10 protein-coding genes are annotated in these 14,845 nt (G+C 44.6%); 6 read left to right on the plus strand and 4 right to left on the minus strand.

Features of this window, described 5'->3' with window-relative positions; translation table 11 throughout:
* Positions 1-132: 132 nt before the first annotated feature.
* The gene (dnaE, locus tag BW716_RS22405) at positions 133-3,771 is read right to left on the minus strand and encodes a DNA polymerase III subunit alpha (RefSeq protein WP_083726183.1); all 3,639 of its coding nucleotides are present in this window, start codon (positions 3,769-3,771) and stop codon (positions 133-135) included.
* A 154-nt stretch (positions 3,772-3,925) separates the two neighbouring features.
* On the opposite strand from dnaE, the gene BW716_RS22410 reads away from it, so the two are divergent.
* Both BW716_RS22410 and BW716_RS22415 read left to right on the plus strand, forming a co-directional pair.
* Entirely contained in the window at positions 3,926-4,576 is a 651-nt protein-coding gene (locus tag BW716_RS22410) for a C40 family peptidase (protein WP_083726185.1), read from the plus strand.
* Positions 4,577-4,697: 121 nt separating this feature from the next.
* Positions 4,698-5,588 carry a glycosyltransferase gene (locus tag BW716_RS22415; RefSeq protein ID WP_083726187.1) on the plus strand — a complete coding sequence of 297 codons (891 nt, stop codon included), beginning with the start codon at positions 4,698-4,700 and terminating at the stop codon, positions 5,586-5,588.
* Here BW716_RS22415 and BW716_RS22420 read toward each other — a convergent pair.
* On the minus strand, positions 5,585-7,084 hold the full coding sequence (locus BW716_RS22420) for a lipopolysaccharide biosynthesis protein (RefSeq protein ID WP_083726189.1): 1,500 nt from the start codon (positions 7,082-7,084) through the stop codon (positions 5,585-5,587). The genes BW716_RS22415 and BW716_RS22420 overlap by 4 nt on opposite strands.
* A gap of 153 nt (positions 7,085-7,237) precedes the next feature.
* On the opposite strand from BW716_RS22420, the gene BW716_RS22425 reads away from it, so the two are divergent.
* From BW716_RS22425 to BW716_RS22435, 3 genes are read left to right on the plus strand one after another with little or no spacing between them, the layout of a single operon-like run.
* Positions 7,238-8,194, plus strand: a complete 957-nt coding sequence (locus BW716_RS22425; protein ID WP_179091227.1) for a glycosyltransferase family 2 protein — start codon at positions 7,238-7,240, stop codon at positions 8,192-8,194.
* A gap of 3 nt (positions 8,195-8,197) precedes the next feature.
* The gene (locus BW716_RS22430) at positions 8,198-9,202 is read left to right on the plus strand and encodes a glycosyltransferase family 2 protein (protein WP_083726193.1); all 1,005 of its coding nucleotides are present in this window, start codon (positions 8,198-8,200) and stop codon (positions 9,200-9,202) included.
* Positions 9,199-9,636 carry a hypothetical protein gene (locus BW716_RS22435; RefSeq protein ID WP_083726195.1) on the plus strand — a complete coding sequence of 146 codons (438 nt, stop codon included), beginning with the start codon at positions 9,199-9,201 and terminating at the stop codon, positions 9,634-9,636. Before BW716_RS22430 ends, BW716_RS22435 begins: the two co-directional genes overlap by 4 nt.
* A 285-nt stretch (positions 9,637-9,921) precedes the next feature.
* On the opposite strand, the gene BW716_RS22440 is transcribed toward BW716_RS22435, so the two are convergent.
* Together BW716_RS22440 and BW716_RS22445 are read right to left on the minus strand one after the other, a co-directional pair.
* Complete coding sequence (locus BW716_RS22440; RefSeq protein WP_083726197.1) at positions 9,922-12,390, minus strand: YfhO family protein; 2,469 nt, start codon at positions 12,388-12,390, stop codon at positions 9,922-9,924.
* 205 nt (positions 12,391-12,595) lie between these two features.
* Entirely contained in the window at positions 12,596-13,528 is a 933-nt protein-coding gene (locus tag BW716_RS22445) for a glycosyltransferase family 2 protein (RefSeq protein WP_083726199.1), read from the minus strand.
* A gap of 387 nt (positions 13,529-13,915) precedes the next feature.
* Here BW716_RS22445 and BW716_RS22455 point away from each other — a divergent pair, with 387 nt between their 5' ends.
* Positions 13,916-14,698 (plus strand): queuosine precursor transporter, encoded by a 783-nt coding sequence (locus BW716_RS22455; protein WP_083726203.1) that lies wholly within the window; start codon positions 13,916-13,918, stop codon positions 14,696-14,698.
* Positions 14,699-14,845 lie beyond the last annotated feature (147 nt).

Consider the following 14,845-nt stretch of genomic DNA (forward strand, 5'->3'; position numbering starts at 1 on the left):
TTTATTCGCCTACTTATTGATAGTATCTATATAAGTATCAACTTCCGGCGAATTGGTTCTTTTGTCCGCATTATTGGTTATATCTCCGGTCCTGCATTGAAATTCTTTCGTTCAGGAGCTTTAAAAGTTCCTTTACTTCGCCGTTTCTATATACACATCCAGATCAGGCTGTTTCGATAAGAAATGCGCCAGCTCATCATTCATCTCAATATGCTTATTAAACGTATGCATCTTGACCTGCAGATCATTATCCCTATCCACCAACTGTAAGAACAACTCACTCGACCCCGGATATTTATTAATATTATCTACTAAAAAGTCAACCAGATCACGTGTGATGAACTTCGGCATTGTCACTAACCCTACCTTCTTCGTATGCGTCTTCTTCACTTCCTGCAATAACTGTATACTACCTACCTTAAACTCATACTCACTATCATTAAATCGTCTTGCCTTAAATCCTCCATTGATAAACAAACACAACCCCGTTTTCAAATAAGGCGCAAACCGGATAAAGTCCTCACTCCACAGCGCAAACTCAAACTTCCCGCTATAATCTTCCACCGTCATAATGCCAAACTGTCTGTTGTTTCGGGATATACGCTCCTGCGCCCCCGTTACATACACCGCCAGTCTGAAGTTCTTTTCACGGCCTGGCTTACCACCCCCCGGAGCTGTTATCTCCGCTTGATATTCAACCAGTTCCGATACCTTATTCATATTATAGAACCTGCTCTCAAATCGATAATCATCCAGCGGATGCCCGGAAATATAGATCCCCGTCACCTCTCTCTCATTATTCAGCTTCAGGATCAATGGCCATGGATCACAATTTGGCAGTTTCGGCGGTTCTATCGCCGGCATATCTTCATCGCCAAACAAACTACCAATATTAGAAGACCCTGCGGTTACCTGGTTCCCAAATTTCACAATCTTATCCAAACCCGTCGTCATATCATTCTCCGGCTTAAAGAAATACTGTGCTCTATGCAACGCCGGGAAACAATCAAACGCCCCCGACATAGCCAGGGCTTCCAGCGATTTCTTATTTACCGCACGTTGGTTCACTCGCTTGATCAGGTCAAAGATATCTTTGAAGGTGCCCTCTTTTTTACGCTCTTCCAGAATGTTCTCTACCGCTGCTTCACCCACACCTTTCAAACCTGCCAGGCCGAAACGGATCTGCCCCATCTTGTTCACCGCAAAACCTTTGAAAGATTCATTCACATCCGGCGGCAATACGTCAATACCCATACGCTTGGCTTCTTCCATGAAGAAGGTGATCTTTTCAATATTGCTCGCACAGTTCAGTACTGCCGCCATGTACTCAGCAGGGTAGTGGGCCTTCAGGTACGCCGTCTGGTACGCCACAAATGCATAACAGGTAGAGTGTGATTTGTTGAACGCATAGGATGCAAATGCTTCCCAGTCCGTCCACACCTTCTCACATATCTTCAGATCATGGCCGTTCTTTTCACAACCGTCCATGAACTGTTTCTTCATTTTGTCCAGTACCGCCTTCTGCTTCTTACCCATGGCTTTACGGAGTACGTCCGCATCACCTTTGGAGAAGTTCGCCAGCTTCTGACTCAGCAACATCACCTGCTCCTGATATACCGAGATACCATAAGTATCACGCATGTATTCCTCCATCTCCGGCAGGTCATACACCGTCTCTTCCAGACCATGTTTACGACGGATGAACAACGGAATGTACTCCAGTGGCCCCGGACGGTACAAGGCGTTCATCGCAATCAGGTCATCAAATCTATCGGGCTTCAACTCACGGAGGTACTTTTGCATACCGGGCGACTCGAACTGGAACGTTGCGTTCGTCTCTCCCTTCTGGTACAACTCGTAAGTACGTGCATCATCCAGCGGAATATCGTCGATAGAGATTACTACCCCGTGGTTCATTTTGATCAGTTCCAGCGCACCCTTGATGATGGTCAGGGTTTTCAGACCCAAAAAGTCCATCTTGATTACACCGGCGCTTTCAATGATACTACCTTCAAACTGGGTTACCAGCAGATCAGAATCCTTCGCTGTAGACACCGGTATCAGGTCGTACAGATCCTTTGGCGCAATGATAATACCTGCCGCATGGATACCTGTATTTCGTACGGACCCTTCCAGTACGCAGGCCTCGCGGAGCACTTCGCCCTGCAGGTCGTCGCCTTTGATGATCTCGCGGAGTTTCCTTACGTTTTCAAGGTCTTCGGGTCCGAGTCCCTCTTTCTCTGCCAGACTCTTCTCACCCTCATCGATCGGGGCATTGAAGATACGGTCCAGCTGTATACCCGGTTTATCGGGCACCATCTTGGCCAGCATATTGGATTCTACCAGTGGCAGGTCCATCACACGGGCCACGTCTTTGATACTCATTTTGGCAGCCATGGTACCATAGGTAATGATCTGCGCTACCTGGTTCTTGCCATATTTGTCTACCACATAGTCAATCACTTTCTGACGGCCTTCATCATCGAAGTCCGTATCAATATCGGGCATGCTCTTACGTTCCGGATTCAGGAAACGCTCGAACAGGAGGTTATACTTGATCGGGTCAATATTGGTGATCCCAATGGAATAAGCCACCGCCGATCCCGCTGCTGATCCACGGCCGGGACCGATAAATACCCCCAGATCGCGACCTGCCTTGATAAAGTCAGATACGATGAGGAAGTAACCGGCAAATCCCATGTTCTCAATTACCTGTAGTTCGAAGTTCAGGCGTTCTTCCACTTCTGCCGTGATCTCCGCATACTTCATACGGGCACCTTCCATGGTCAGGTGGCGCAGGTACTGATCCTGCGTAAAGAAGCCCGGCGGGATCGGGAAGTTTGGGAGCAGGATGTCTTTTTTCAGGTCCAGCAGTTCCACCTTGTCCACGATCTCATTGGTATTGTCAATGGCCTGTGGCAGGTCGTGGAAGAGACGTGACATCTCGTCTGTGGTCTTGAAATAAAACTCGTCGTTATAGAATGCGAAGCGGGTATTTTTCTTACCTCCTTCGTCTTCGTTAAATTCTTTGTTGGTTGGGGTGGATTTTTTCTCACCGGTGTTGATACAAAGCAGGATATCATGTGCGTTCGCATCTTCCTTGTCCACATAGTGGGAGTCGTTGGACGCGATCACTTTTACATTGTATTTCTCTGCAAATTTCAGGAGCACTACATTCACTTTTTCCTGTTCAGGAATACCATGGCGCTGCATTTCTACATAGAAATCTTCCCCAAAGATGTCCAGCCACCATCTGAATTCCTTTTCGCCGGCCTCTTCTCCATGTTTCAGGATGGCGCGGGGCACAGAGGCACCGAGACAACAAGTGGTGGCAATCAGACCTTTATGATATTGGAGAACGAGTTCTTTGTCGATACGGGGATATTTACCGTACAGTCCCTCGATGTACCCGAGTGAGCAAAGTTTGATGAGGTTGCGGTAACCTTCTTCATTCTTGGCGAGTAACACCTGGTGGTTACGGATGTCTTTCTCATCACGGGTAAAGGCGCGTTTGAACCTGTTTTCCACCACGTAGAATTCACACCCTACGATGGGCTTTACTTTCAGTCGCTTATCTTTTGGATCTTCGGGGTTGAGTCGATGGTTATATGCTTCTGCCACAAACTGGAATACGCCGAACATGTTTCCGTGGTCTGTAATGGCAAGGGCTGGCTGGTTGCTGGCCATTGCTTTTTTATACAGCGACTTTATATCTGCGGCTCCATCCAGCAGGGAGTACTGAGTATGAACGTGTAAGTGGGAGAAATTCATGGCACAAAATTCCGTTTCTTCAGGGACAAAGTTAATTAAAAATTATCCACAGCAGGTGAATGCGCCCGCAGTGGGGCTTCCGGTTTTTTGGTTCGCAACACTTTAAAAACAATTATTATTAGTAATTTAGCTCAAATTATAATCAAAAGTACATATGGCAGGAAGAAATGGACTTATTTGGGCGCTCGGTATTTTTCTGTTAACAATCAGTTCGTGTGCTGTTATTAAAAATAATACTACTGCCAAGAAATCCACGACCAACACTTCCAGCCGTTCCCCTGAATTCCTTGATGGTTTTACCACTTCCAGCAATGCAAAGACCACCAGTGTGAGTTATGCAAAAGTGAGTTTCTCCCAGGCCAGCAGTACTTATGTCGAAAACGCCCCTTTGTGGCAATTTAAATATGCACAGCTATTGGATGTACCTGTAGAGACGGTGCTCAATGCCAATTTGTTTTATTTTATAGAAGACTGGTGGGGTACGCCTTATCAGTTAGGCGGAAAAGCCAAGACGGGTATTGATTGCAGTAATTTTGCCAATCAGTTGTTAAACACAGTATTCAGGATCAGTTCTTCCGGCACCTCTTCAGGATTGTACGATAAGTCTAAAAAGGTCAATACCGGCCAGATGAAGGCGGGCGACCTGGTGTTTTTTAAGATCAACCAGGCACAGGTATCTCATGTGGGGGTGTATCTGGATAATTCTAAATTTGTACATGCTTCTACAAGTTCAGGGGTGATGATCAGTGATCTGAATGAAACTTATTGGAAGAAGTATTTTGTCGGCGCAGGAAGAATGAACTAATAATTACCTTTGCGAAATTAAACCAAAAAAACAGACACCTTTTAAACCGACCACCCAGATCGGTATTCTAATTGCTTATTTTCTACCTACAATTGTTAAAAATTAAATTCGTTACTACTTCATGTTGTCAATCATTATCTGTTCCATTGATCCTGAGCGTGTTCGTACGGTCACTGCAAATATCCATGCTACCATTGGGGTAGAACATGAAGTGATCATCATCAATAATGCAAAAGAGTTAGGAGGAATGGGGGCCGGTTACAACACCGGTGCGGCCCGCGCCCAATACGAGACCATCTGCTTTATGCATGATGACATTGAATTCCTGACGGCCGGCTGGGGCCAAAGTGTACTTTCACATTTTAAATCTGATGCCAGCCTCGGCCTGATCGGTATTGCCGGCAGCCGCTACAAAAGTAAAACCATTTCCGGCTGGTGGACAAACCAGGCTACGGCTGATTGCTGTAATATCTACCAACGTAATCTCAAAGGCAAAGACAGGAAGTTCCTGCTGCGCCCGGCGGGAAAGAACGGGGTGATTGTGCCTGTGAAAAGTCTGGATGGGGTATGGTTGTGTACCCGCAAGCGTATATGGGAGGAGTTTCCGTTTAATACAGCTGATCTGAAAGGGTTTCATTTTTACGACCTGGATATCAGTTTGAGAATATCAGAGAAGTATACCGTGGCTGTAGTGTACGATGTAGACCTTGTGCATTTTTCCAATGGGAATTTTGGGGACGAGTGGGTGAGGGGAGCGATCTTCTTTCATGAAGAGGTGAATAAAGTAGCATTGCCAGTGAGCCTGGATGCGCCTGCTGAAAATGCAGAAGCGCATGTTTGTAAGTCGTGGCTGAGGAGATTAAGGATTGAAAAGATCAGTTGGGAGAATAGGAAGTTGTGGGTGAAGGCGGGGCATGCAATGGATTTCCCGGGTTTATTGGGAACAGTGGCAGGGTTTTATTTCCCGTATGTGAAGCAGGCGAAGATAAAATTGAAGACATTGATTTCTTAACGATTTATTAGTTTTCCCACACGTTTCTTTACCGTTCCAAACACCTGCATCACGTCCTCGGACACCCTCAGTTGCAATAGCAATAATGTATACACTGCTGTAAACACTGTAGATCTCACAATCAATCCCATTAGCGGATCTTGCAGGTGGATAGTATACGCCACCGGCAGATACACTACTATCGGTATCAGCACGGCTAGTATTGTCTTCTTTGTAAACGGTTGTAAATTATACACCTTATACAAAAACACATACCTGATAAAATTAAAAATAGTCCTTGAAATCAGCGTAGCCAGCGCCGCCCCGATCATTCCCATATGCTTGATCAGGAAATAAGTCAGCGGCAGGGTCAGTAACAACAGGATAATATTCGAATACAATTCAAATTTCCATCTTCGGGAGGTAAGGATGATTGCACTGTTCATACCTGTGCCCAACTCAATCACCTGGTAAAGTCCCAGGTAAAACATCACGGGCTTCCCCAAATGATAAATGGGATCCGGTTTTACCCAATCCAGCAAATCATCCCAGTTCAGCATGATCATCGCAAAAATGAAACTGGATACGATAAGCAGGTTCAATGAAGTCTTTTTATAAATCCGATCCAGTTTCAGGATATCTCTATCCTTCCATGCCTGGGATATAGGGCCAGCTGCCATACTGAGTGCGGCCCTGTAAGGTACTACAATGAAGTTCGAAATGTACTGTGTATTAATGAACACCGATGTGAAACTCAACCCCATCAGGCTCGAAATGATAATACCATCCATGGTAGTACTCATCAGGGAAATCACATTACTCCCCAGTACAAACAGGGCATATGGCACCATCCTCTTCCACAATCGCTTGGTGAGTTTGCTGATCTGGAATGACATTTTTAATTGCCTGATACACAGTAGGTAAATGATCAGCGCTGCAAAGATGGCAAAGTATTGAAAGCTGAATAGATCGGCGTACAGCGGGAATGTAAGCACCCCGCCGATGAACAGCAGGTTCAGTATGGTATTCATCCCCCTGAACAATACTTCTTTCAGCAAATTGGCGACATGTCCTTTCTGAATGGTCCAGGTCTGGGCTTCCAGCACCTGGAACAGTGTGAGGAACAACATGAGTGGGAATACCAGGTAAAAATATTCTACCAGCAGTGGCGCTTTCCCGATGAACTTCTTGATAATAAAGGGTTTCATGAACGTGCTGAAACTCAGGAATACGATCAGGCAGCCAATCAGGGAAAGGACAAATGAGATGGTGACCAGCTCACTTTTATTCTCCTTATGAAAGTTTTTGTAGTAAGGGAAAAACTTGACCACAATACTGTTTGTACCCAGCAGGGCAAAGCTGCTCGAAAGCACCGCAATGTCAAGTAGTACGCGGGTTAAGCCAGTTTGGTCAGGTTGAAAATATTTGGCATAAAGGTAAGTATTCAGCGCTCCTAATAAGAATCCGGCATAAATGAAAACTGTAGTGATGATACCTTTTTTCCTGATGGTACTCATATATTAAAAGCTCGCTGTGTTTTTTTAAATTGATCTAAAATCCTTTGCTACCAAAAATTAAAGGTATTCATAATTTCGGATTATTATATCTTGCGGTCTGTCAACAAATATGATGCCTTAAGTACAAGGGCTATTTTTAAGGAGAACCTGAACATGAAGAACCCGGAACAGATAAAAGTCTCGATATGTATTCCTGCTTATAAACAGGTGGATTACCTGCGTCGTTTGCTGGACTCACTGACCACACAGACCATGAAGAACATGGAAGTCGTAATTACAGACGATAGTCCAGATCAGGAGGTAGAGCAGTTAGTGAACGAATATGTGCAGGCATTACCCATCCGCTACTATAGAAATGTACCTGCCAGGGGGATGCCGGGCAACTGGAATACCTGCCTGGATCTGGCAAAGGGAGCATATATCAAGATCATGCACGATGACGACTGGTTCATGCATCCACATTCCCTGGAGACCCTCTGCAAGGCGCTCGATGACCATCCCACACACGATTTCGCTTATTCTGCTTACTATAATTACTATCTTTTTACTGGTGAGAAAAAGGAAATGACCTCCCCGGGCTGGTTCAGGAAAGCCTTTGCCAAAGCACCGGTGAATGTATTATTTGATAATCTGGTAGGTCCGCCAAGTGTGGTCATTCATCGTAACAAACCTGCTTATCGTTATGACGAAAAAGTACGCTGGACAGTGGATGTAGACTTCTATATCCGATTGTTGAATGCGCATCCGGGGTTTACGTATATTCCGGAACCATTGTGCTACGTGGGGATGGGGAAGGAGCAGATTACGGAAGAGGTACATGGGGTGAAAGAAGTATTTATCCCTGAATATTTTTATGTGTTGCAGAAGATGGGGGATGGGCCTTTCAGAAGTATATTGGTGTACGACTTTTTCTGGCGCCTGATGAGAAATATGAAAATAAAAGGTGTAATGGATATCCGAAATGCGGGCTATGAAGGACCTTTGCCACTGGTAACAAATTATGTGTTGAGGTGGCAGCGTATCTTCCCTGCGGGATGGTTGAAGTTCGGGCCATTGTCTAAACTGACGATGGGATTTTCTTTTTTGTTTGCACCTAAACCTAAAGCGTAATTCATGCAGCTGTCTGTCATTATTGTAAATTATAATAGCCATGGGCTGATCAATGATTGTATCGATACGATTGTGAGTCAGACAAAGGAGATTAGTTATGAAGTCATCGTAGTAGATAATCAGTCGGCTGCAGGTAGTTTAGCGCAGATTGTATCGAGGCATCCGTTTATTAAACCTATTGAAATGGGCTATAACGGCGGATTTTCAAGGGCGAATAATGCGGGGTTGCGGGCGGCTGTCGGAGACTATTTACTGTTACTGAATCCTGATACTTTGATCCTGAATGGTGCCCTGGATAAATGTGTGCAACGCTTCAGCACCAGTGAATTTGTGGCTTGTGGGGTACAGCAGTTGAATGCGGACCATACTACCCAGATCTCTGGTAATTACTTCATGAAAGGTGGGCTGAATCATTTATTGCCTTTACCTTATTGGGGCAAGGTATTAAGATGGGTCGCTTTTAAGATGAAGACAAAGGTGCCGAATGTACAACAGGCAAGCAGTGTGCATGAAGTAGATTGGATCAGTGGGGCGTTTTTGATGATAAAGAGAAGTACGTTGGAAAAAGCGGGCTATATGGATGAAGATTTCTTTTTATATGCAGAAGAAGTAGAGTGGTGTAGCAGGATAAAAAGGATCGGTCAACTCGCGATTTTCGGTGATATCAATATTGTCCATTTACAGGGCGAGACGACGGGGGAGGCTTTTGATTCGGCAGACAAAGGTTACCAGGGTTTATTTGACAGGAAGGCCCTGCAGGTAATGCTTTCCAATCATGTGAGAGTACGGAAACAGTTCGGCGTGTTCTGGTTCTTGTTTTTATTGTTGAATTATTCTTTTGCGGTACCGGTGTTCTTTTTTGGTAGCATGATAGAGAACTTATTGAAGGGCCGTAATCCGTTTAAATATATGCCGCAGGTGTGGGGATTGGCGAAGAATGTTTTTGCATTGTGGCAATTCAGTCCGATTATTATAAGGAATAAACCGCATTTTTATAAGGTGTTATGAGAGTGATATTTTTTGTACTGGCTTTAACAGTGGGCGTTTCTTCTGCCTCGGCCCAAACTTCCGTGAAGGTGGTGCATGAATATTATAACAACGTTTATGAAAAGTTCAATGCCGATGTAGTCAGGGTGCTTCATCTTGTAAGGGATACGGTTATGGTAGCACCGACCCTAAAGCAATTTTTTTATATAAGAGCGGATAATGGCAACAAACTCACCCTCGATTATCAGCTTTATGAAGATTCCAGGATTATTTCTGTACAAATCACCGGTCAGACCCGGGATGTGGTTACCTTATATGCCGCCCTTTACGACAGGAAAATAAAAAAGAAGAAACCACCTAAAGGATATGTAATAAAAAACGATGAGTGGGTACGTATTCAAACAGATAATGTAAAAAATACAAGCAAGATAATCATACAGGCAATCATCTATTAGACATAAAAGCATTCATGAAAAAGGGAGTTGAGACTGTAAAATTTCCTGTGTTAATGGCCTATGGTGGTGAATTATTTCAATAGGCCCAAAAACCGGGGAAGGGGTTTACACAAAATATTTTACATTCCCGGAGTTCACCAAAAGGAATGAAAACCATTTTCAGGAAAAAAGGAGATCACTTTCGGCGATCTCCTTTTTTATTTGAACTTCTTAATTAAGAAGCTTAATTCAATTTTATTAATTCAGGCTCTTATCTTTAAACTCCTTTCCTCAAGCTCCTTTATTTTAAGCTACTGCTTTCTTCTTCCTAAACTCCATCACCACCGCACCAATCAACAACAACAGCACTATCAGAGAACTAAAGAAACCAATTTGATCCCCTAAATAGTAACTCTTTGGATGGAACTTAAACACAATCTCATGCTTTCCTGCCGGTACTGACAAACCTCTCAGCGCATAATCCACTCTCACATACTCCGTCTCCACACCATCAATATACGCTTTCCAACCCTCTTTATAATACACCTCACTAAACACCGCAAATTGTGGCGTAGCCGCATTGGATGTATAACTGATCTGATCCACATCATTCTTCACCAAAGCAATTGTCGCAGCAGAATCGTACACTGGTTGTGCTTTCACCGCAGCTTTAAAACGCTGATCGATCACCACAGAATCCTTTGTATTCAGATTGTCCAGCGCCTTCATTTCCGCATCTGCATTCGGTACCCACACGATATCTTTTACAAACCATGCATTCCCCAACGCCTGCGGATTCCGCTGCACCACCTGCTGTCCCTGCTGACCCGGAGCAACGATATACTTTGCATTCAGCATATTCAGCACATTGATATTATTCCTGCTGATCTGATTTTCAATCAGATCCTGGTACAATATCAGCTTTGCCGCATGATATCCACCCACTGAATTATGAAAATAAGAAGTCATCGCATCGCTAAACGGATCACCTTTCGTTACATTAAACACCCTGAAATAAGGATCTTTATCTTCCGCAATCTGCTGATCAGCCGGTGAAGGACTGAAGTTACCCTGGTATTTGGATTCCTCTACATAATTATCGGAATTCAGGTAACGGGTATCTACCTGCAGTAAATCAAACAATACCAGTACGATCAGACCACCAGCCAGCCACTGCATCTTGATCTTGTCTTTCAGATAATACCAGATCAGTCCAAATGCCAGCGCAAACAAAATGATCGCTCTGAACACATCACTTCTATAAAGGGATGCTCTGTCCGCATGCAATGCACGCATCAGCTGACCCGCTATATCATCACTACCACCCGCCATCTGCTTGAACTGCTGCGCCATCATCTGATCTGAATTATTAGACCAGCCCAGGGTAACAGACAGTAATAACAGTACGCCTAAGATCACACCCATCACGATGCCTGAACGCTTCAGGTTAGCTACCAGGTCTGCTTTCTTCAAAGTAGGATCCAGCAAAGCCTGCAGGCCCAGCACTGCCAGTATGACCAGTGTCAGCTGTGGGATGATCAGCACCATGCTTGGCGCTCTGAATTTATTGTAGAACGGCAGGTAGTCAAACAGTGCATAGTTAAAGAACGCCATATTACTACCATAGCTCATGAGCACTGCCAGTATAGAAATCGCGAGGATCCACCATTTATGCCATGACTTGATCAGTCTGAAACTAAAGATCGCGAGGAAGCAGATCACAATACCCAAATACACCGGACCGGAAGTACCCGGTTGTTCACCCCAGTACAGTGGCCATGCTTTGATCATCTGATTGGCCTGTTGGTCAGGTACCCCCAGCGATTTTAGTGTCTTATAGGTCTCGGAACTTTCAGTCAGTTCACCCTGTGAGCTACCACCATACAGGTTTGGTACTACGAACGTAAACGTCTCGAAAATACCATAGCTCCAGCGGAACGCATATTCCTTATCCAGGCCACTGCCTTTGGTATCGGCAGCTTTCTGTGTGAGTTCTGATTTACCACCCCGAATGGTCTCTTTGGAATATTCGTAGGTCGTCCACATAGACATGGTATTCACCGCCATACTCAAACCGGTGGCGGCTATTACCAGCACCCCTGTAATAATGAGGTGTTTATAATCCTTTGCACGAATGGTATATATGGCAAATACAACCCCCAGTACGGCCAGCAGCAACAGGAAGTAGTAAGTTACCTGCATGTGGTTCGAAGCAATGAGGAGGGACATGAACAGTGCGGTGACCGCCACCCCTTTGATGTATTTCTTTTGCGTGAGCATGATAATACCCGCCAGCACAGCAGGCAGGTAACCGATGGCCATCATCTTGGTGTCGTGACCCGCACCTATGATAATGGGGTCATAACTGGAATAGGCATAGGCGACAGCGCCGAGAAGGCCGATCCAGGAGCGTACACCCAGTACCATACAAAGTAGGTAGAAGGAGAGGCCCGCTAAAAAGAAGAAGTTGATCGGCTTAGGCATCCAGAGCGTGAATACTTTTCCGAGGTCGGAAATGTTGAAGGGCTCGCGGCTTTCCAATACGATCTGGTAGGAAGGCATCCCGCCGAACATACTGTTGGTCCAGAGAGGGGCTTCGCCATGGGCAGCTTTGTAATCAAGCGATTGTTTGGCCATGGCCTGCCATTGGATATTATCGCCCTGTGTCAGGACCTGTCCGTCCAGCACTGGTTTACAATAGATGATTGCCAGCAACAGGAGTATCCCGATTGCGATGATATGTGGCAGAAATTTCTTGAACCAATCAGGTTTCATATAGTTATGTACTTGTTTATGAGTGCGTAAAGGTAATATATTATGGAATATATAATAAGTTGGTGATGGTGGGTGGTAAATGGCGGATATTAATCCATGGGTGTACCATTGGGTCTATTCAGTCCATCCGGGAAACTGAATTCATTGCTGGTGATGGATGCCATTAACTGAACAATTCCTGCCCATGCAATCCCTTATTCCTTTATTAATGCGCCTCCGGCAAATGTACCGGTTCCCAGAACCCTTTCAATACATCAATCCTGAACTGAATCACCGGCCATGACTTAGCCGGCTTTCCCTGCAATAAATAATATCCCCCAATCACTACCGAAGCACCTAGCTTAAATAAGTACTCTATCCCTTTCTTAAAAGTCGCCCCGCTACCTTTCTCCTTCATCCTCACCTTTTCCCCACGGCCAATCCCGGAAGCTACCCTGTACATATACTCAGAAGTTAACTTCTTCACTTCCACCACATGATGCACAATTACCGTCGGATCGTACCAGATCACCCCACCTCTCTCAATCAGTTTATAAAAGAACTCCTTTCCTTCACCACCAATCCTCAAAGTCCCTTTGACTCCCGGCAAACTGGTATTAAACCCTTTCACCGCAAAGAAATCCTCCCTTTTCACAATCATATTAGATTCCAATGGATAGCGCCCGTTGTCAAACGGCTTCGTCTCCGGACTATAATCAAAATTCCCCACCAGGGAAGATACATAATGCGACATCCACTTTGGCTCAGCAGGGATATATCTTGGAATAATACGTCCGCCGAGACCGGTGGCATCCGGATGTGTATCAAAGAAAGTAATGATATTCTGCAAATACCCCGGCATGGCCACAGCATCGTCATCCATACAGCAGATCAATTTGCCGGTAGACAATTCCGCCCCTGTATTACGGGCATAGGAAGCACCCTGACGTTTTTCCAGGTGGTAGGAGAGCTGCATATCCGGGTGGGTAGCGATGTATTCCCTTACTTTTTCGGCAGTATTATCCTGGCTATTATTGTCCACCACAATCACCTCATACAGTTTCTTGTCAAGGTCCTGCTGGTATAGGCTATCGATGGCCTGTATAATATAGGCCTCCCTGTTATAAGAGCATATGACTATGGAAATTGCAATTTGCATGGGCAGTTGTGTTTTTTCGAATTCTGATCAGCACAGAATAAACCATGCCAATCACAAATTTTTTTTGAAGAAAGCAAAATAACTGTAATTTATCCGAAATTTCAACATGGACAGGTTACGATTCTTTTTAAAACTGGCTTTTATCTGCAACCTGTTTTTCGTGCTTGCTGAGGTATCCCGATACATTGATATAAAGGATAATTTTGGCGAATTATTGAAATTCGTGCTGCCGATGGGGATGTTTGTGGCGTTTCCGCTGAATCTGATCACTTTGATCATCGCGGTTATTATGCTAATCAGACATAAGCTGAGCGTGGCGCAGCTGCCACCATTCGTATTTATTATAAATCTTCTTATCTTACTTCTTCAATTCTACTTCCTTTTCTGATGATAAACAATTTACTGAAAGATAAGCCGACGAAACTATTCCTGATCTTCTGTAGTTTCTTCGTGGCGAATGCATTGATTGCTGAGTGTATAGGTGGTAAGATCTTCTCTCTTGAAAGGCTTTTAGGCCTGCCTGTACATACTTTCACCATTTTCGGGTATCCTGGGTTGTCATTCAATCTTACCTGTGGGGTGTTGTTATGGCCATTGGAGTTTGTGCTGACGGATGTGGTGAATGAGTATTTCGGGCCGAAGGCTGTAAGAAGGATCTCTTATATTGCTGTGGGGTTAATTTCTTATGCTTTCCTGATGTTTTATATCGCGATCAAGGTACCGGCGGCTGATTGGTGGCTGGGATCCAGCGTACAGGACGGGGTACCGAATATGCAGGATGCATTTGGAAGTATATTCGGTCAGGGCATGTGGATTATCTTTGCGAGTATCATGGCGTTTTTGGTGAGTCAGATTGTGGATGTGACGGTGTTTCATCGTATTAAGAGAGCGACAGGAGAGAAACATGTGTGGCTGAGGGCTACCGGATCTACTATTATTAGTCAGCTGGTGGATAGTTTTATCGTATTATTTATAGCATTCAAAATAGGGAAGGACTGGAGTTGGCAGCAGGTGTTGGCGATTTGTGTGGTGAACTATAGTTATAAGTTTATTATGGCGATTGCGCTAACCCCGTTAATTTACTTTTTAGAAGGACGGGTGGAGAAATATTTGGGTAAGGAGACGACGACCAGGATGAAGGCCGCTGCTATGGGGAAGGAAGAGGCATAAGGAAAGAGGATTGAGGGAAGGTTGGAAGGAAACGGGAATAAGGGGAAGAGGTAAAAGGGAAGAGGATTAAGGAAATGTGTTAGGGAAACGGGAATAAAGTGTAAAAATCACAGTTTAATCGGACAGATATTATAGAAGTTGTTTATA

Origin of the sequence: [Flexibacter] sp. ATCC 35208 (assembly GCF_001975825.1) — a bacterium.
Lineage (GTDB): Bacteria > Bacteroidota > Bacteroidia > Chitinophagales > Chitinophagaceae > Chitinophaga.

What these genes read in the sequence shown, in the direction of transcription:
- dnaE (WP_083726183.1), bottom strand. Translation starts at nt 3,771, where the DNA reads ATGAATTTCTCCCACTTACACGTTCATACTCAGTACTCCCTGCTGGAT.
- BW716_RS22410 (WP_083726185.1), top strand. Translation starts at nt 3,926, where the DNA reads ATGGCAGGAAGAAATGGACTTATTTGGGCGCTCGGTATTTTTCTGTTA.
- BW716_RS22415 (WP_083726187.1), top strand. Translation starts at nt 4,698, where the DNA reads ATGTTGTCAATCATTATCTGTTCCATTGATCCTGAGCGTGTTCGTACG.
- BW716_RS22420 (WP_083726189.1), bottom strand. Translation starts at nt 7,084, where the DNA reads ATGAGTACCATCAGGAAAAAAGGTATCATCACTACAGTTTTCATTTAT.
- BW716_RS22425 (WP_179091227.1), top strand. Translation starts at nt 7,238, where the DNA reads ATGAAGAACCCGGAACAGATAAAAGTCTCGATATGTATTCCTGCTTAT.
- BW716_RS22430 (WP_083726193.1), top strand. Translation starts at nt 8,198, where the DNA reads ATGCAGCTGTCTGTCATTATTGTAAATTATAATAGCCATGGGCTGATC.
- BW716_RS22435 (WP_083726195.1), top strand. Translation starts at nt 9,199, where the DNA reads ATGAGAGTGATATTTTTTGTACTGGCTTTAACAGTGGGCGTTTCTTCT.
- BW716_RS22440 (WP_083726197.1), bottom strand. Translation starts at nt 12,390, where the DNA reads ATGAAACCTGATTGGTTCAAGAAATTTCTGCCACATATCATCGCAATC.
- BW716_RS22445 (WP_083726199.1), bottom strand. Translation starts at nt 13,528, where the DNA reads ATGCAAATTGCAATTTCCATAGTCATATGCTCTTATAACAGGGAGGCC.
- BW716_RS22455 (WP_083726203.1), top strand. Translation starts at nt 13,916, where the DNA reads ATGATAAACAATTTACTGAAAGATAAGCCGACGAAACTATTCCTGATC.